Annotated in this window: 17 protein-coding genes; 4 read left to right on the top strand and 13 right to left on the bottom strand. The window is 75.9% G+C overall.

Annotated elements, in window-relative coordinates; genetic code table 11:
• The first annotated feature begins 20 nt into the window (after positions 1-20).
• From ACI798_RS13270 to ACI798_RS13260, 3 genes are read left to right on the top strand one after another with little or no spacing between them, the layout of a single operon-like run.
• Positions 21-1,166: a glucose-6-phosphate dehydrogenase assembly protein OpcA gene (locus ACI798_RS13270; RefSeq protein ID WP_456943135.1), complete on the top strand. Its 1,146-nt coding sequence runs from the start codon at positions 21-23 to the stop codon at positions 1,164-1,166.
• Positions 1,163-1,978: a 6-phosphogluconolactonase gene (gene pgl, locus ACI798_RS13265; RefSeq protein WP_456943134.1), complete on the top strand. Its 816-nt coding sequence runs from the start codon at positions 1,163-1,165 to the stop codon at positions 1,976-1,978. Before ACI798_RS13270 ends, pgl begins: the two co-directional genes overlap by 4 nt.
• The gene (locus ACI798_RS13260; RefSeq protein ID WP_457048117.1) at positions 1,975-2,400 is read left to right on the top strand and encodes an HIT family protein; all 426 of its coding nucleotides are present in this window, start codon (positions 1,975-1,977) and stop codon (positions 2,398-2,400) included. The genes pgl and ACI798_RS13260 overlap by 4 nt, the downstream gene beginning before the upstream one ends.
• Here ACI798_RS13260 and ACI798_RS13255 read toward each other — a convergent pair.
• The 11 genes from ACI798_RS13255 to uvrC form a co-directional block, all read right to left on the bottom strand.
• Complete coding sequence (locus tag ACI798_RS13255) at positions 2,397-2,738, bottom strand: RNA polymerase-binding protein RbpA (RefSeq protein ID WP_387993047.1); 342 nt, start codon at positions 2,736-2,738, stop codon at positions 2,397-2,399. The two genes, ACI798_RS13260 and ACI798_RS13255, sit on opposite strands and share 4 nt — an antisense overlap.
• A 195-nt stretch (positions 2,739-2,933) precedes the next feature.
• Complete coding sequence (secG, locus tag ACI798_RS13250; protein ID WP_387992967.1) at positions 2,934-3,167, bottom strand: preprotein translocase subunit SecG; 234 nt, start codon at positions 3,165-3,167, stop codon at positions 2,934-2,936.
• A gap of 35 nt (positions 3,168-3,202) precedes the next feature.
• Positions 3,203-5,011, bottom strand: a complete 1,809-nt coding sequence (locus ACI798_RS13245) for an ABC transporter substrate-binding protein (protein WP_457048116.1) — start codon at positions 5,009-5,011, stop codon at positions 3,203-3,205.
• A gap of 25 nt (positions 5,012-5,036) precedes the next feature.
• Positions 5,037-5,846, bottom strand: a complete 810-nt coding sequence (gene tpiA, locus ACI798_RS13240) for a triose-phosphate isomerase (RefSeq protein ID WP_457048115.1) — start codon at positions 5,844-5,846, stop codon at positions 5,037-5,039.
• Complete coding sequence (locus tag ACI798_RS13235; protein WP_456943130.1) at positions 5,846-7,051, bottom strand: phosphoglycerate kinase; 1,206 nt, start codon at positions 7,049-7,051, stop codon at positions 5,846-5,848. Before ACI798_RS13235 ends, tpiA begins: the two co-directional genes overlap by 1 nt.
• Entirely contained in the window at positions 7,051-8,058 is a 1,008-nt protein-coding gene (gene gap, locus ACI798_RS13230; protein WP_456943129.1) for a type I glyceraldehyde-3-phosphate dehydrogenase, read from the bottom strand. Before gap ends, ACI798_RS13235 begins: the two co-directional genes overlap by 1 nt.
• A 111-nt stretch (positions 8,059-8,169) precedes the next feature.
• On the bottom strand, positions 8,170-9,843 hold the full coding sequence (locus ACI798_RS13225) for a histidine kinase N-terminal 7TM domain-containing diguanylate cyclase (RefSeq protein ID WP_457048114.1): 1,674 nt from the start codon (positions 9,841-9,843) through the stop codon (positions 8,170-8,172).
• Between the two features lie 170 nt (positions 9,844-10,013).
• A complete protein-coding gene (gene whiA / locus ACI798_RS13220; protein WP_425283686.1) occupies positions 10,014-10,988 on the bottom strand; it encodes a DNA-binding protein WhiA in 975 nt (324 codons plus the stop codon).
• Positions 10,989-11,100: 112 nt separating this feature from the next.
• A complete protein-coding gene (locus ACI798_RS13215) occupies positions 11,101-12,051 on the bottom strand; it encodes a gluconeogenesis factor YvcK family protein (RefSeq protein ID WP_456943127.1) in 951 nt (316 codons plus the stop codon).
• Positions 12,051-13,016, bottom strand: a complete 966-nt coding sequence (gene rapZ / locus ACI798_RS13210) for an RNase adapter RapZ (protein WP_456943126.1) — start codon at positions 13,014-13,016, stop codon at positions 12,051-12,053. Before rapZ ends, ACI798_RS13215 begins: the two co-directional genes overlap by 1 nt.
• Positions 13,013-15,073, bottom strand: coding sequence for an excinuclease ABC subunit UvrC (gene uvrC / locus ACI798_RS13205; protein ID WP_456943125.1), 2,061 nt, complete (start codon positions 15,071-15,073; stop codon positions 13,013-13,015). The genes rapZ and uvrC overlap by 4 nt, the downstream gene beginning before the upstream one ends.
• A gap of 165 nt (positions 15,074-15,238) precedes the next feature.
• On the opposite strand from uvrC, the gene ACI798_RS13200 reads away from it, so the two are divergent.
• Complete coding sequence (locus ACI798_RS13200; protein ID WP_456943124.1) at positions 15,239-16,579, top strand: hypothetical protein; 1,341 nt, start codon at positions 15,239-15,241, stop codon at positions 16,577-16,579.
• A 66-nt stretch (positions 16,580-16,645) separates the two neighbouring features.
• Here ACI798_RS13200 and ACI798_RS13195 read toward each other — a convergent pair whose 3' ends face one another.
• Both ACI798_RS13195 and ACI798_RS13190 read right to left on the bottom strand, forming a co-directional pair.
• A complete protein-coding gene (locus ACI798_RS13195) occupies positions 16,646-17,566 on the bottom strand; it encodes an alpha/beta fold hydrolase (RefSeq protein WP_456943123.1) in 921 nt (306 codons plus the stop codon).
• A gap of 76 nt (positions 17,567-17,642) precedes the next feature.
• Complete coding sequence (locus ACI798_RS13190) at positions 17,643-17,921, bottom strand: hypothetical protein (RefSeq protein WP_457048113.1); 279 nt, start codon at positions 17,919-17,921, stop codon at positions 17,643-17,645.
• Positions 17,922-17,937: the final 16 nt, after the last annotated feature.

Genomic DNA, 17,937 nt, shown 5'->3' with positions numbered 1-17,937 from the left:
CCCCGCGGAGAGGAGACGCGATGACGACGCTCTGGGACACCACCGGCTCGGCCGTGGTCAAGGAGCTCGCCGCCCAGCGGCGGACCGGCGGCGCCGTGCTGTCGGGGGTGGCGCTGACCCTGGTGGTCGTCGCCGACGAGGGCCGGGTCGCCGAGGCCGAGGAGGCCGCGACGACGGCCGCCGAGCAGCACCCCTGCCGGATCCTCGTCGTCGTCCGCCGGCAGATCGAGGCCCCGGTGCCGCGGCTGGACGCCGAGGTGTCCATCGGCGGGCGGCTGGGCCCCGGCGAGGCGGTCGTCATGCGCATGTACGGACGGCTGGCGCTGCACGCGGAGTCGGTCGTGCTGCCGCTGCTGGCCGCCGACGCGCCCGTGGTCACCTGGTGGCACACCGAGCCGCCGCGGCAGCTGAGCACCGACGCCCTCGCGGTCATCGCCGACCGGCGGATCACCGACAGCACGTCGGCGTCGGACCAGCTGGCCTCGCTGCGGACCCGGGCGCACGACTACTCCCCCGGCGACACCGACCTGGCCTGGACCCGCGCCACCGGCTGGCGCGCGACGCTCACCTCCGCGCTGGACTCGGTGTCCGGCCGCCGCGGCGACGCGGTGAAGGTGCTCGGCGCCCGCGTCGAGGGCGACCCCGGGGCGGCCACCGCCCAGCTGCTGCGCGGCTGGCTCGCGTCCCGCACCGGCAGCGCGGTCGAGGTCGTGCAGGCCACCCGGCACCCCGGGCCCAGCGGCATCGACTCGGTGCACCTGGTCCTGGACCAGGACGAGGAGGTGCGGGTGCACGCCGACCGCCGCGGCGGCGCGGTGATCAGCCAGCCGTACCGGCCCGACGCCACGATGGCGCTGCCCGACCGGTCGCTCGGTGACCTGCTCGGCGAGGAGCTGCGCCGGCTGGACCCCGACGAGCCCTACGCGGAGGCGCTGGAGGTCACCACCGGGGTCAGCGGCCTGGCCGGCCGGGCACCGGTGCGCGCGCACGTGTGGGTCGACCCGGCCGAGCAGGCCGGCGCGCCGTTCGCGAAGGACGACGTCGGCGCGGGCAGCCCGCACGGCGAGGCGCCGACGGTGCCGCCGGACTCCGAGGGCGCCGACGAGGTGGCCGAGCACGGCGAGCACGACACCCCGGACCCGACGGCGCCCGAGGCCGTCCGGTGACGCTGCCGCCCGGGGACCGGATCGCCGAGGCGCTGGCGGAGCGGATCGAGGGCCCGACGCCCGAGATCGTGGTCGAGCCCGACGCCGAGCTGCTGGCGCGGGCGGTGGCGGCCGCGCTGGTCGCGCGGCTGGCCGCCGCCCAGGCGGTGCACGGGACGGCGTCTGTGGTGCTCACCGGCGGCGGGATCGGGACGGCGGTGCTGCGGCACGTCGCGGAGCTGGCCGGGGAGCCGGCCCCCGGTCAGGCGGTCGACTGGACTGCGGTCGACGTCTGGTGGGGCGACGAGCGCTTCGTCCCCGCCGACGACGACGAGCGCAACGAGAAGGGCGCCCGCGAGGCGCTGCTGGACCGGGTCGGGGCGCCGCCGGAGCGGGTGCACCCGGTGCCGGCGTCCGACGCCGGCTTCGACACCCCGGAGGAGGCCGCGGACTGGTACGCCGGGGCCCTCGCCGACGCCGCCGGTGACGGCCCGCTCCCCCGCTTCGACGTCCTGCTGCTCGGGATGGGGCCCGAGGGGCACGTGGCGTCGATCTTCCCGGACTCCCCCGCGGTCTCCGACGAGCGGACCGTGGTGCCGGTGCGGGACTGCCCGAAGCCGCCGCCGACGCGGGTGAGCCTGGGCTTCCCCGCGATCACCGCCGCCGAGGAGGTCTGGCTGCTGGTGTCCGGGGAGGGCAAGGCCGAGGCCGTGGCGCGGGCGCTGGGCGGCGCCGACCGCACCGAGGTCCCGGCCGCCGGGGCCCGCGGCCGGCGCGCGACCCGCTGGCTGCTCGACGCCGCCGCCGCGAGCCGGCTGCCCGGGGCGGAGTGACCGCCGTCGACGGCTGCATGCTGTGCGCCGTCGCGGAGGCCGACTCGTTCTTCTCCCGCACGCGGGTGTGGGAGGACGACCTGTGGCGGCTGTCGGTCGTGCTCCGCGGGGCGCTGCCGGGGTTCTGCCACCTGGAGACCCGGCGGCACGTCCCCGCCGTGACCGACCTCGACGGCGAGGAGGCGGCGACGTTCGGTCCCGTGCTGGCGCGCAGCACGCGCGCGGTGCGGGACGCGACGGGCGCGGACCGGGTGTACGCCTACGTCTTCGGCGACCGCGTCCCGCACTTCCACGTCAACCTGGCGCCGCACCGCGAGGGCGGGCCGCTGGTCGGGGGCCGCGGCCTGCTGGCGCCCGGCACGCCGGACGCCCCGGCGGAGGCCCACGAGGCCGCCGCCGGGGCGATCAGGGAGTCGTTCTAGGCGCCGCGGCGGGCCCGGAGCTTGGCGAGGGCCTCTTCGAGGAGGGCGTCGCCGTCGGCGTCGCTGCGCCGCTCGCGGACGTAGGCGAGGTGGGTCTTGTACGGCTCGGTCCGCGGCGCCGGCGGGGGGGCCTGCGGGTCCTGGCCGGCCGGCAGGCCGCAGCGCGGGCAGTCCCAGGTCTCGGGGACCTCCGCGTCGGTGGCGAAGGCCACCCGCGTCTCGTGTCCCGAGCTGCACCAGTAGCCGACCCGGTGCCGCGGGGCCGCCTCTCCACGCTCGGCCTCACCCATCGGACCCGCGCCGACCCGGGTCCCCCGGATCGCGTTGCCACCAGCCACGAGCGCCCCCTCGTTCCGACCTGCCTGCTGGATCGTCACGGCGCGTGGTCGCGCCGCCCGCGCAGTCTAGGGCCTGAGGGTGTCTCCCCGGTCACGATTTCGCCCCCCAGCACGGGGACGTGCTGGCACGGCCACTCCAGGGTCCCTCCGCCTGCGCCTGCGAGGCGGGGAGGAGGGGGAAGGGTGGTCCTCCTCCTACACCTTGAGCAGGATGCCGAGCGCCACGATGCACACCGTCCAGATCAGGCCGGTGAACACGGTGAGCCGGTTGAGGTTCTTCTCGACGACGGAGGAGCCGGACAGCTGGGAGGAGACCGCGCCGCCGAACATCGAGGACAGGCCACCGCCCTTGCCCCGGTGCAGCAGGATCAGCACCACGAGCAGCACGCTGGTCAGCACCAGCAGCACGTTGAGGACGAGCTCGACCATGGCTCCAGGGTAACCGGTGCCCGCAGGCGTCCCCGTCAGCGCACGCCCGCGGTGGCCAGGTCGTGCCCCGCGTAGGGCTCCATGACTAGTCCGTTGCGCAGCCGCTGCCCGGCCAGGAGCTGCACCCGCGTCTCCACCAGCGGCACGTAGGCGCCGGTCCCGCCGGCCGCCGTCGCGACCTCCCGCCAGGCGCCGCGCGCGGCCTCCGGGTCCGCGGCGGTCCGGGCGGCGTCGACCAGCCCGGAGATCGCGGGGTCGGTGAGCCGGGCGTAGTTGGTGTTGCCGACCGGGCTCACCGAGCGGCCGTCGACCAGGGGCACGAGGAACGAGCCCGGCGTCGGGAAGTCGGCGGTCCAGGTGGCCAGGACGATGCCGACGCCGCTGCGCGCCACGTTGTCGGGGCTGCCGACGTCGGTGGCGTAGAAGCTGGTGGCCGGCAGCGGGCGCACCTCCGCGGTGATCCCGACGCCGGCGAGCTGGCCGGCCACCTCCTCGGCCACCGCGACGCTCGCCTGGGCGTCGGGCACGGCGAGCACCGTGCTGAACCCGTCGGGCTGCCCGCAGGCGGCCAGCGCCTCCCGGGCGGCGCCGGGATCGGGGCCCGGGTCGGGGTCCTCGGGTCCGCCGCCGAGGGACCGCGGCCACAGCTGCGAGGTGCGGACGGCGTTGTCCGGGCCGCCGACGACCTCCTGGACGGCGCCGCGGTCGATCGCGGCGGCCACCGCGGCCCGGCAGTTCGGGTCGGTCATCGGCGCGACGTCGGTGGGCAGCGCGAGCAGCCGCACCGCGCCGGTGGTGAGGTCGTCGACCCGGTCGGACAGCGGCACGTCGCCCCCGGCGCCCTCGGCCAGCCGCGCCGCGGTGGCCGCGTGCAGGCCGGTGCCGGAGACGTCGACGTCGGCGGAGCCGGCGAGCAGCTGCTGGTCGCGCTCCAGGGTGGTCAGCCCGGTGCGGACGACGACGCGGTCGGGCAGCGCGGTCCGGACGTCGTCGGTGGCCGGGTCCCACTGCGGGTTGCGGTCGAGGACGATGCCGGTCGCGGCGTCGACGGTGGTGACCGCGTAGGGGCCGGAGGAGACCGGGTCGGTGCCGTAGCCGGCGCCGGTGTCGTTCTCGACCGGCACCGGGCTGCTGGAGGGCAACGCCAGCACGTAGGGGAAGTCGGGCTGGGCCGAGCGCAGCCGGAAGGTGATGGTGGCGTCGTCGGGCGTCTCGATGGCGGCCAGCCCGAGCTTGTCCGGCGCCTCGTCCTGGTAGGGCCCGGCGTAGGGGTTCTCGGGGTCGTCGAGCAGGTCGACGACGTAGGTGGGCCCGCCGACGACGACGTCGGAGGCGAAGGACCGCTCGATGCCGTACTTGACGTCGCGCGAGGTGATCGCCCGGCCGTTCTCGAACCGCACGCCCTGCTTGAGGGTGAACGTCCAGCTCAGGCCGCCGTCGGGGGTGGTGCCGAGGTCGGTGGCGAGGTCGGGCACCAGCTCGCCGGTGCGGCCGGGCTCGCCGGCGTAGGTGACCAGCGTGCGGGTGTAGAGCCGCATGAGGTTCCACACGCCGGGCTGGTAGGACCGCTGCGGGTCGAGGCTGTCGACCTCGCTGGTGACCACGCGCAGCGTGCCGCCGGTCGCGTCCGAGGGGGCGCGGACGCCGTCGACGCCCGCGTTCGGCCCGTCCCCGAGCACCGGGACGCCGCTGTCGCCGTCCCCGCCGCCGCTGCAGCCAACGGCCACCACGACGACCAGCAGGACGACGAGGGCGAGCCCGAGCACGCGGCCGGGGGTGCCGCGCAGCCACCCGGGCAGGCGGCGGCCCCGGGAGCGGGTGGGTCCCTGCAGCGTGCTGTCCACCCACCCGCTCCCGTGCGGCCGCGGGCTAGCTGCCGCCTGCGGCGATCCGACAGATCTGCGCGAACTCGTCGGCGTCCAGGCTCGCGCCACCGACCAGTGCACCGTCGACGTCCGGCCCGGCCAGGATCCCGGCCGTGTTCGCGGCCTTCACCGACCCGCCGTAGAGGATACGGACCGCCGCGGCCGTCTCCGGGCCGAAACGCCCGTCGAGGCGGGACCGGAGTGCGCCGCACACCTCCTGGGCGTCCTCAGGAGTGGCCACCTCGCCGGTGCCGATCGCCCACACCGGCTCGTAGGCCAGCACGACCGCGCGCACCTGGTCGGCCGACAGGCCCTCGAGGGCGGCGTCGAGCTGGTCGGTGCAGTGCCCGACGTGCTGCCCGGCGCGGCGGACGTCGAGGCCCTCCCCCACGCACAGGATCGGCGTGATGCCGTGCCGCAGTGCCGCCTGGACCTTGGCGGCCACCGTGGCGTCGTCCTCGCCGTGCAGCGCGCGCCGCTCGGAGTGGCCGACGACGACGAAGCCGCAGGCCAGCGCGGCGAGCATCGCGCCGCTGACCTCGCCGGTGTAGGCGCCGGAGTCGTGCGCCGACAGGTCCTGCGCGCCGTAGCCGACCGGCAGCTTGTCGCCGGCCACCAGCGTCTGCACGCTGCGCAGCGCGGTGAACGGCGGGAGCACGACGACCTCGGCGTCGTCGAGCTCGCGCTCCTTGAGGCTGAAGACGAGCTTCTGCACCAGGCCGATGGCCTCCAGGTGCGTCATGTGCATCTTCCAGTTGCCCGCGATCAGCGGGCGGCGGCCCTCGCGCGGGGCGCGCGGCGCGGTGCGGGCCATCAGGGCGCACCCCCGTCCGCGAGCACCGCGAGGCCCGGCAGCTCGCGGCCCTCGAGGAACTCCAGCGACGCGCCGCCGCCGGTGCTGACGTGCCCGTAGGCGGCCTCGTCGAGGCCGAGCTGCCGGACCGCGGCCGCGGAGTCGCCGCCGCCGACCACCGACAGCCCGTCGACGGCGGCCACGGCCTCGGCCACGCCGCGGGTGCCGGCCTGGAACGGCGCGAGCTCGAACACGCCCATCGGGCCGTTCCAGAACACCGTGCGGGCGCCGGCCAGCTCGCGGCCGAACGCCTCGACGGTGCGCGGGCCGACGTCGAGGCCCATCTGCCCGTCGGGGATCTGCTCGGCCGCGACGACGGCGGTGTCCACGTCGGCGCTGAACTCCGGCGCGACGACGACGTCGACCGGCAGCACGATCCGCTCCCCCGCCTCGGCCAGCAGCCGGCGGCAGGTGTCGACCTGGTCGGCCTCCAGCAGGGACGTCCCGACGCCGTGGCCCTGCGCGGCGAGGAAGGTGAAGCACATGCCGCCGCCGACCAGCAGCCGGTCGACCTTGGGCAGCAGCGCCTCGATGACGGCGAGCTTGTCGCTGACCTTCGAGCCGCCGAGCACCACGACGTAGGGCCGGTCGGGGTCGGTGGTCAGCCGCTGCAGCACGTCGAGCTCGGTGGCCACCAGCCGGCCGGCCACGTGCGGCAGCCGCTGCGCGACGTCGAACACCGACGCGTGCTTGCGGTGGACGGCGCCGAACGCGTCGTCGACGTAGACGTCGGCCAGCGCGGCGAGCCGGTCGGCCAGCCCGCCGCGCTCGGCGTCGTCCTTGCTGGTCTCGGCGGCCTCGAAGCGGACGTTCTCCAGCAGCAGCACGTCGCCGTCACCGAGCGCGTCCGCCTTGGCGCGGGCGTCGTCGCCCGCGACGTCGGCGGCCAGCGGGACCTCGGCGCCGAGCAGCTCGCCGAGCCGCGCGGCGACCGGGGCCAGCGAGTACTGCGGGTCGGGCGCGCCCTTGGGCCGGCCCAGGTGCGCGGCGACGACGACGCGGGCGCCGGCGTCCCGCAGCGCCGCGATCGTCGGGAGGCTGGCCCGGATCCGGCCGTCGTCGGTGATGGCCCCGGTCTGCTTGTCGAGGGGGACGTTCAGGTCGGCGCGCAGGAGCACGCGCCGGCCCGACACCCCCTCGGCGAGCAGGTCGTCGAGGGACCGCATCAGAGCGAGTTGCCGACGAGCTCGACGGAGTCGACCAGCCGGTTGGAGTAGCCCCACTCGTTGTCGTACCAGCCGAGGACCTTGGCCATCGGGCCGAAGACCTTGGTCAGCTTGGCGTCGTAGATGCACGAGGCCGGGTCGGTGACGATGTCGGAGGAGACGATCGGCGCCGACGTGTACTTGAGGATCCCGGCCAGCGGGCCGGACCCGGCGGCCTCGCGGTAGGCGGCGTCGATGTCGTCGGCCGAGGCCTCGCGGGTCAGCTGGACGGTGAGGTCGGTGGCCGAGCCGGTGGGCACCGGGACGCGGACGGCGTAGCCGTCGAGCTTGCCCTGCAGCTCCGGCAGCACCAGGCCGATCGCCTTGGCGGCGCCGGTCGAGGTGGGGACCATGTTGAGCGCGGCGGCGCGGGCGCGGCGCAGGTCCTTGTGCGGGCCGTCCTGCAGGTTCTGGTCGGCGGTGTAGGCGTGGATCGTCGTCATCAGGCCGCGCTCGATGCCGAAGGCGTCGTTGAGCACCTTGGCCAGCGGGGCCAGGCAGTTCGTGGTGCAGGACGCGTTGCTGATGATCGTCTGGGTGCCGTCGTACCGCTCGTGGTTGACGCCCATGACGATGGTGAGGTCGTCGCCGGTGGCCGGCGCCGAGATGACGACCTTCTTCGCGCCGCCCTTGTCCACGTGCTTGCGCGCGTCGTCGGCCTTGGTGAAGAAGCCGGTGGACTCGACGACGACGTCGACGCCCAGGTCGCCCCACGGCAGCGCGGCGGGGTCGCGCTCGGACAGGACCTGCATCGTCTTGCCGTTGATGTCGATGCCGCCGTCGGAGGCGGCGACCTCCTCCCCCAGCACCCCCAGGATGCTGTCGTACTTGAGCAGGTGGGCCAGGACCTCGGGGCTGGTCAGGTCGTTGACCGCCACGATCTCGATGTCCTTGCCACTGGCCGCGGCGGCACGCCAGAAGTTGCGCCCGATCCGGCCGAACCCGTTGATGCCCACGCGTACGGTCACGACTGACCTCCATGTGTCCCCGGCGACGCCCGTCGCCCCGGTCGGCCGCACGGCGCGCGGCCTCGATCGGCGACGACCCTATCGGCCGCGGCGGTGCCCGTCCGGATGAGGTCAGGCCCCGGCCACGAGCTCCGGGAGGTCCCCCGGCGGGGCCGGGACGGGCAGCACCGGGCCGGCGGCCGGCTCGGCGGCGACCACGCGGTCGCGGCCGGTCGCCTTGGCGGTGTAGAGGGCGCGGTCGGCGACCTCGAGCAGCGCGGCCGCGGAGGTGCCGTCGGCCGGGCAGACGGCGACGCCGATGCTCACGGTGACGGCGACGTCCTCGCCGTCGAGCAGGTGGCGGGTGGCGGCGACCTCGCGGCGGACCTGCTCGGCGCGGGCCAGCGCCTGGTCCCGCCCGGCGCCGGGCAGGACCACGACGAACTCCTCGCCGCCCAGCCGCGCGGCCGTGTCACCCTCGCGGACGGCGGCGGCCAGGGTGCCGGCGACGCCGAGGAGCACCCGGTCGCCGGAGGCGTGGCCGAAGCGGTCGTTGACGGCCTTGAAGTGGTCGACGTCGACGACGAGCAGGGACAGCTGCCCGGTGCGCGGGCGGCGGGCCAGGTCGGTCTCCAGCGCGCGGTCGAGGTGCCGGCGGTTGTGCAGCCCGGTCAGCGGGTCGCGGACGGCCTCCTCGGCGAGGACCGCGCGCAGCCGCTCGATGACCTCGACCTGCTCGGCCAGCTGCCGGTTGAGCCGCTCGACGGCGAGCTGCCGCTGCTGCTGCTCGCTCACGTCGCGGACGACGAGGATGCGGCCCAGCGCGCGGCCGCGGGGGTCGGCGACGGCGGAGTCGCGCACGTCGAGCCACACGCCGGGGCGGACCTCGGCGACGCGGTGGCCGTCGCGGCGCTCCGTGTTGAGCAGCACCCCGACCGCCCGGGGACCGGCGACGTCGTGGAGCGGCCGGCCGACGAGGTCGCCGTCGAGGTGGGGGCGCAGCTCCCGCAGCATCCGGGTGGCGGCGGGGTTGCAGTCGATGAGGACGCCGTCGGGGTCGACGACCAGCACGGCGTCGGGGACGGTCTCGACGACCTGCTCCCGGGCGACCGGCACCAGCCGCAGCAGGCCGCCGCGGAAGATGGCCCAGCAGTCGACGAGCCCGGTGAGCAGGAAGAACAGCGGGGTGACGTCGGTGCCGTGCCCGTCGAGCTGGCCGCCCACGGCGACCACGTTGCCGACCGTGGACAGGCACGCCGAGCCGAGCAGGATCCCGATCTGGCGGCGGAAGACGCCGGCGACGCGCAGCCAGCGGCGCGCGAGGACGGCGTAGGCCACCCCGATCAGTACGTACGAGTAGGCGGTGTGGGCGAGGAACAGCGGCCCGAAGGTGACCTGGGACTCCGCGCCGGCCGTGCCGGAGACCATGTCGGTCATCACGAGGTGGCGGGTCGCCGGGAGCCCCCCGGTCAGGACCAGCAGGACCGGCTCGACCGCCAGCAGCGCCGCGGCGCGGGGCGAGAGCCGCCACGAGGGGTCGGCCACGGTGCGGGCCAGCACCCAGGTGCCCACGACCACCAGCCCGACGGCGGCCATGAGCAGCGGGACGTAGACGCGCTGGACCGCCTCGCTGCCGGCCAGGTAGACGACCCCGTCGGCCGCCGACCAGGTGGCGACGCCGGCCATGGTGACCGCGAGCGCGGTGGCGGCCGGGGTGCGCCGCCGCCGGCGCCAGGCCAGGACGGCGGTGCCGACGGCAACCAGCGTGGCGCAGCCGAAGACGACGGCCCAGCTCCCCGCGGTCATGCCGCCTCCGCTCCGCGCCGGCGGGCCCGGACGGCCGCCTCTGTCCCGCCCATCGGCGGCCTCACGTGCGGCCTGCAGCGGCCCGGCCGGGCGCTCACCCCCACGGGTGACGACGACGGGGCGCCCCCCGCCGCAGCGGAGGGCGCCCCGTCGTCGTCCGTTCCGTGGCGCTACTGAGCGAGCATGTCGTCGGTGACCACCGACTCGGTGTCGGGGATGCCGAGGTCCTTGGCCCGCTTGTCGGCCATCGCCAGGAGACGCCTTATCCGGCCGGCCACGGCGTCCTTGGTCATCGGCGGGTCGGCACGCTGGCCGAGCTCCTCCAGCGAGGCCTGGCCGTGCTCCAGGCGCAGCCGGCCGGCGACCAGCAGGTGCTCGGGGGCGTCGCCGGCGAGGATCTCCAGCGCCCGCTCGACCCGCGCGCTGGCCGCGACCGCGGCGCGCGCGGACCGGCGCAGGTTGGCGTCGTCAAAGTTGGCCAGGCGGTTGGCGGTGGCCCGGACCTCGCGGCGCATCCGCCGCTCCTCCCAGGCCAGGACCGCGTCGTGGGCGCCCATGCGGGTGAGCAGCGCGCTGATCGCGTCGCCGTCGCGGACGACGACCCGGTCGGCGCCGCGGACCTCGCGGGCCTTGGCGGCGATGCCCAGCCGGCGGGCGGCGCCGACCAGGGCCATGGCCGCCTCCGGCCCCGGGCAGGTGACCTCGAGGGAGGAGGAGCGGCCGGGCTCGGTGAGCGAGCCGTGCGCGAGGAAGGCGCCCCGCCAGGCGGCCTCGGCGTCGTTGATGCTGCCGGAGACCACCGACGGCGGCAGGCCGCGCACGGGGCGCCCGCGCTGGTCGACCAGCCCGGTCTGGCGGGCCAGGCCCTCACCGTGCTTGGCGATCCGGACGAGGTAGCGCACGCCGCGGCGGATGTTGCCGCCGGCGAGCACGCTGACCCCGCTCGTGTAGCCGTAGACCTCGCTGATGTCCCGGCGCAGCCGGCGCGCGACCGATCCGGTGTCCAGCTCGGCCTCGATGACCACCCGGCCGCCCACGATGTGCAGGCCGCCGGAGAAGCGCAGGAGCGCCGTCACCTCGGCCTTGCGCTCGGAGGTGCGCGTGCACTCCACCCGCGACAGCTCGTCCTTGACCATGGCCGTCATCGCCACGACGACCACCCCCTGCTCTGCTGCGGCGCCATCCTCGGCGTCACCTCTCCCCCTCGTACCGTCCGGGCACCCCCGCTCCCGGTGCTCCGGCTGGGACCGTTCCCGCTCACCGCGCCCCGACCACCGAGCTCAGTGCGGCCGCCAGCCGCGCGGGGTCGTGGCGTGGTGATCCGTCGGGCGCGGCGACCGGAGCCAGGACCAACTCGGCGCCGCACTCGCGCACCGCTGACAGGAGACCACAGCGGTCAACCACCGATTCCGCATCCGCGACCACGGTGTGCAGCGCCACACCGCCCAGGTGCGCCTGCAGCACCCGCAGGTGCTCCTCCGGCGAGAAGCCGTCGGTCTCCCCCGGCTGCGGCTCCAGGTTGAGGACGACGACCACCCGGGCGCGGGTGGCGGCCAGCGCGGCGCGCAGCCGCGGCACCAGCAGGTGCGGCAGCACCGACGTGTACCAGGACCCGGGCCCCAGCGACACGACGTCGGCCGAGGCGATCGCCTCGAGGACGTCGGGGTGCACCGGCGGGTCCGACGGCGACACGAGGATGTCGCGCACCCGCCCCGGGGTCGACGCGATCGCGACCTGCCCGCGGATGGTGCGGGTGCGCGCGGGGTCGTCGGGGTCGGTCGTCTCCACCCGGGCGACGAGGTCCAGCGGCACGTCGGCCATCGGCAGCACCCGGCCGCAGGCGCCGACCAGCTCGCAGACCGCGTCGAGGGCGCGGACGGTGTCGCCACCGTGCAGCTCGACCAGCCCGGTGAGCAGCAGGTTGCCCACGGGGTGCCCGGCCAGCACGCCGGTGCCGCCGAGGCGGTGCTGCAGAAGCCGGGCCATCTCCTGCCGGCCGTGGTCCTCGCCGGCCAGCGCGGCCAGCGCCATCCGCAGGTCCCCGGGCGGCAGCACCGGCATCTCCCGCCGGATGCGGCCGGACGAGCCGCCGTCGTCGGCGACCGTGACGACCGCGGTGAGGTCGGGCGTGATCAGCCGCCAGGCGCCCAGCGCCGCTGCCAGCCCGTGGCCGCCGCCGAGGGCGACGACCCGCTGCGTGCCGCCCACTACTCGCGGCCCAGGTCGCGGTGGCGCGCGACCGCGTCGGTGCCCTCGGCGCGCAGCCGGCGGGCGAACTCCTCGGCGATGGCGACGCTGCGGTGCTTGCCGCCGGTGCAGCCGACCGCGAGCGTCAGGTAGCGCTTGCCCTCCCGCCGGTAGCCGGGGACGAGCAGCCGCAGGACCTCGGTGTAGCGGTCGAGGAACGGCCCGGCGTCGGCCTGGCCGAGCACGTAGTCGCGCACGTCGGCGTCCTGCCCGGTGTGCGGGCGCAGCTCGGGCAGCCAGTGCGGGTTGGGCAGGAACCGGGCGTCGACGACGAGGTCGGCGTCCAGCGGCAGCCCGTACTTGAAGCCGAAGCTGAGCACGGTCGCCGTCAGCGGCGGCGTGCGGCCCTCCCGGGCGAAGGCGTTCTCCAGCGTGGCGCGCAGCTGGTGCACGTTGAGGTCGCTGGTGTCGACCCACAGGTCGGCCTCGCCGGCGATGCCGGTGAGCAGCGCCCGCTCGGCGGTGATGCCGTCGATGAGCCGCCCGGAGCCCTGCAGCGGGTGCTCCCGCCGGTTGGACTCGTAGCGGCGCACCAGCACCTCGTCGCGGGCGTGCACGAACACCACCCGGGGGCGGTGGCCGGCCTCGGCGAGCACCCGGATGGCCTCCTGCAGGTCGCTGGAGAAGGCCCGGCTGCGGACGTCGACGACGGCGGCGAAACGGCGCACGTCGCCGCGGGCGCCGAGCTCCACCATCGGCAGCAGCAGTGCCGGCGGCAGGTTCTCGACGACGTACCAGCCGAGGTCCTCGAGCACCCGCCCGGCGGTGTTCTTGCCCGCGCCGGACAGCCCGGTGACGACGACGACCTCGACCGGCGGGGTCTCGGTGCTCGCCGGGTCCAGCCCGGCGGGGACGTCGGCGTGCGGGCCGTGCTGGCCGTCCGGGGACGGCACCGGCGCCGTCCCCGCGTCCTGCCCGGCGCTCACGAGGCGACCCGGCCGACCTCGGCGGTCTCCCCGGCCCCGGCGCGGGGGGTGCCCCGCTCCGCCGGCCCGCTGGGTGCCGTGGTGCTCTCCACGACGGTCTCCGCGGCCGCGTCCTCCTCCGCGGGACGGTCGGCGTCGTCCCCGGCGGCGGGCTCGGCGACGGCGGCCACGACCGCCTCCGCCGTCCGGCGGCCGATGCCGGGGACGGCCGTGAGCTCCTCCACCGTGGCCGCGCGCAGCCGCTTGAGGGACCCGAACTGCTTCATCAGCGCCTTCCGCCGCGTCTCCCCGAGACCGGGGACGTCGTCCAACAGGGAGACCAGCATGCTGACCGAACGCTTCTGCCGGTGGTAGGTGATCGCGAACCGGTGGGCCTCGTCCCGCACCCGCTGCAGCAGGTACAGCGCCTCGGAGGTGCGCGGCAGGATCACCGGGTCGCTCTCCCCGGGCAGCCACACCTCCTCCATCCGCTTGGCCAGCCCGCAGACGGCGACGTCGACGATGCCCAGCTCGTCCAGCGACCGGGCGGCGGCCGCCACCTGCGGGGCGCCGCCGTCGACGACCAGCAGGTTCGGCGGGTAGGCGAACCGGCGCGGCCGGCCCTCCTCCGCGGCGACGCCCTGCTCGTCGCGCCGGTCCGCCTCCTCCCTGAGGTGCCGGGCGAAGCGGCGCCGGACCACCTCGGCCATCGCCGCGGTGTCGTCGGTGCCCTCGTGCACGGCGAAGCGCCGGTAGTCGGACTTCTTCGCCAGCCCGTCCTCGAACACCACCATCGAGGCGACGACGTCGGTCTGCTGCACGTGGCTGATGTCGATGCACTCGATGCGCAGCGGCGCGTCGGGCAGCTCGAGCGCCTCCTGCAGCTCGCTGAGGGCGAGGCTGCGCGCGGTGAGGTCGCTGGAGCGCTTGACCCGGTGCCGGGCGAAGGCCTCCTTGGCGTTGCGCTCGACGGTCTCCAGCAGGCTGCGCTTGTCGCCGCGCTGCGGCACGCGCAGCGACACCCGCGACCCGCGCAGCTCGCTGAGCAGCTCCTCGTAGACGTCGGCGTCGTCGGGGAGCTCGGGGACGAGCACCTCCTTGGGCACCGACTCACCCGCCTCGAAGGAGCCGGTCTGCTCGTCGACGCCGCCGTAGACCTGCAGGAGGAACTGCTCCACCAGCTCGCCGGTGCTGACCTCCTCGACCTTGTCGATGATCCAGCCGCGCTGGCCGCGCACCCGCCCGCCGCGGACGTGGAACACCTGGACGGCGGCCTCGAGCTCGTCCTGGGCGAAGGCGACGACGTCGGCGTCGGTGCCGTCGCCGAGGACGACGGCCTGCTTCTCCATCGCGCGCCTGAGCGCTCCAAGGTCGTCGCGCAGCCGCGCGGCCCTCTCGTACTCCATGGCCTCGGCGGCCTCGGCCATCTCCCGCTCGAGCCGCTTGACCATGAGGTCGGTGCGGCCGGCCATGAAGTCGCAGAAGTCGTCGACGATCGCCCGGTGCTCCTCGGCGCTGACCCGGCCCACGCAGGGCGCGGCGCACTTGCCGATGTAGCCGAGCAGGCAGGGCCGGCCGATCTGCCCGGCGCGCTTGAAGACGCCGTTGGAGCAGGTGCGGGCCGGGAAGACGCGGGTGAGCGTGTCGAGGGTCTCGCGGATGGCCCAGGCGTGCGCGTAGGGGCCGAAGTAGCGGACGCCCTTCTTCTTCGGCCCGCGCATCACCTGCAGCCGGGGGTACTCCTCGTTCAGCGTCACGGCGAGCGACGGGTAGCTCTTGTCGTCGCGGTAGCGGACGTTGAACCGCGGGTCGAACTCCTTGATCCAGTTGTACTCGAGCTGGAGGGCCTCGACCTCGGTGCCGACGACGGTCCACTCGACGCTCGCCGCCGTCGTGACCATCTGCCGGGTGCGCGGGTGCAGGCCGGCGACGTCGGCGAAGTAGCTGTTCAGCCGCTGGCGCAGGTTCTTGGCCTTGCCGACGTAGATGACGCGGCCGGAGGGGTCGCGGAACTTGTAGACCCCGGGCGACTCGGGGATGGAGCCGACCGCCGGGCGGTACGTGGACGGGTCGGGCACGCACCCACAGTAGGTGCCGCGGGCGACGATCCGCCCCTCGCGGGGCGTGGACGTGGCCACGGGGACGACACCGGTGTGGTTCCCGGGGGACCTCCGCCTCTGGACCGCCGTCCCGGACCCGGGTCAGCCTCGGTCGGTCAGTCGTCCGCCCCCGGGGGTGCGCCCATGAGCTCGACGCAGGACCCGACGACCCGGGCCCGCACGGCGGCGGTCCCGGAGCCCCGGACGGCGCCGCCGGCCCTGACCGACCCGCTGACCGACCTCGCGACCTTCCCCCTCGTCGAGGCCCTGTTCGGGCGGCGCTCCCGGCGGTTCGCCCTGGGCGACGAGATCCCGGACGGCCCGCTCGCCTACCGGTCACGGCACGAGCCGGTGCCGCTGACCGAGCTCGAGCGGATGCTGGTGCTCACCGCCATGGGCGGGACCACGGGCTGGCACCACTCGATCACGCGCAACGCCCACTACGCGCCCCACCCGGCGAACTACGCGGGCGGCGCGGCCGGGCGCACCTTCCCGTCGGCGGCCGGCTTCCACACGGCCGAGCTGTTCTTCACCGACGACTCCGGCGTGTACTTCTTCCCCACCCGGGACGCCGGCGCCCTGGTCGACCCGGCCACCGAGGAGGTCACCGCCGAGCTGCTGGTGGAGCGGCACCGGGGCCGGGTGCGGCAGCTCTCCGACCGGCGGCTGCACCTGCCACGCGAGGAGCCCCACCTGGAGGGGCACAACACCTGGTGCGTCAACGTGCCGGGCTCGCTCCTGGCCGTCCCGGTCGCCGACGTCGCCCAGCACCTGCTGGCGATCCTCTGCTTCTTCACGCAGAACGGGTACGCGGTCTTCGACGACGTCAACGGGCGCGAGATCCCCGGGCTGGAGCGGTTCCGCCACCTGGTGGACGTCGACGCGCCCTTCCCGCTCACCTTCACCGAGCAGTACGCGCTCACCGAGGCCACCGCGGAGCTGGCCACCAGCTGCTACGCCGGGGTGCTCGTGCTCCAGGCGATGGGGCTGGGCGGGTGGATGTTCGACGGGATCGACCGGTTCTCGGTGCTCGGCGCCTCCGGGGACCCCGACGTCCCGGGGCTGGGCTTCCGCTACGACACCGACGAGCGCTGGGCGGTGCCGAACCCGACCGGGCTGCCGGGCGTCTTCGAGGCGTTCTGCCCGCCGCACCACGCGGACATGGCCGCGGCGGTCGAGGCCTTCGCCGAGCGCAAGTTCGGCGAGGGCGGCCCGTTCAACCCCCGCACGCCCGGCCCGTGGACCGACAGCCCCGGCTTCCGGGGCAGCGCGCAGGTCCACGACGCGGAGTTCAAGGCGTGCGTAACGCTGCAGGCCCAGTACGTGCTGGACACCTTCGGCAAGTTCCCCGGCACCGTGCCGACGGTGTTCGTCCTCAACTACGTGCAGGCGCACCACCTCGACCTGGAGTTCTACGACCGCTTCTTCCGGCCAGGCTCCTACCTGCGGACGCACGCCGAGCACGCGCAGCGGTGGCACCCCTGAGGAGCCCGCCCCGTGAGCGGCCCCCCGGCCGGTGGAGGCAACGGGTCGGGTGGGGTCGGGGTGGGGTCAGCCGCCGATCCGGGAGTCCAGCCAGGCCAGCAGGTCGGCGGTCACCTCGTCCCGGTTGGTCTCGTTGAACACCTCGTGCCGGGCGTCGGGGTAGACGTGCTGCTCCACCGGCAGGCCGCGGTCGCGCAGCAGGCCGGCGAGCGCGGTCACCTGGGCCGCGTCCTCGCCGCCGACCGGGTCGCGCTGCCCGGCCAGCAGCAGCACCGGCAGCCCGTCCGGCAGTCCGGCGACGGCCTCGGGGGTCGCGGCGCGGGCGACGAGGGCGAACATGCCGGCGCCGTAGCGGTGGCTGGGCGGGACGTCGTCGCCGCACAGCGGGTCGGCGAGGTAGGCGTCGACCTCCGCCGGGTCGCGGCTGAGCCAGTCGTAGGGCGTGCGCGCCGGCTCGAACGGCGCGTTGAAGGCACCGAGGGCGTCCATCGGCCGGTCGCCCAGGCCACCGGCCACCGCGGCCTCCAGCTGCTCCGCCGTCGCGGCGAGGTGCGGCGCCACGCCGATCGGGCCGGACAGCACCAGCCCGGCCAGGCCGTCGCCGTCCCGCTCGGCCGAGGCCAGCGCGACCGCCGAGCCGAGCGAGTGGCCGAGCAGGACGTAGGGGACGCCGGGGTGGTCGGCGGTCAGCCGCCGCCCGAGCTCGCGGACGTCGTCGAGGACGTGGTCGCTGCCCGCGCCGTCGCCGAAGCGGCCGGGGCCGGTCGAGCGCGCGGTGAGCCCGTGGCCGCGCTGGTCCTGCGCGGCCACGGCGAACCCGCGGGCGGTGAGCGCGGCGGCCAGGCGGCCGTAGCGGCCGGCGTGCTCGGAGAGCCCGTGCACGACCTGCACGACCGCGCGCACCTCGCCGTCGGGGGTCCAGCGGCGCTCGGCCAGCCGCGTGCCGTCCGCGGCGGGGACGAGGGTGGGGTCGGCGGACAGGGTCATGGAGCTGGCCTCCTCGGACGTCGTCGTCGGAGGCCAGCCTGCCGGTCCGCCCGTCCCGCCGCAGGGCGGGCAGGGGTCAGCCGGCCGGGCGGGAGCGGTGCAGCGCCGGCAGGTGCACCGCCGCGACGGCGCGCCGGCCCAGGCGGACGGCGCGGGCGCCCAGCAGGAGCGTCGCGACCAGCCCGACACCGCCGGCGACGACCGCGACCGCACCGGGGACGGCCTCGCCGGTGACGGCGAGGGCCGCGACGGTCACGAGCGCGACGAGCACCAGCGTGGAGCGGATCCCGTCACTGGGCCGGGGCTGACCGCAGTGCGCCAGGTCGGGATCGCAGTCGGGCGTGAGCGCGCTCATGGGCGACTCCTCCATC

It is taken from the genome of Geodermatophilus sp. SYSU D01045 (assembly GCF_054050295.1).
This window is presented reverse-complemented; position numbering and strand designations above follow the sequence as displayed.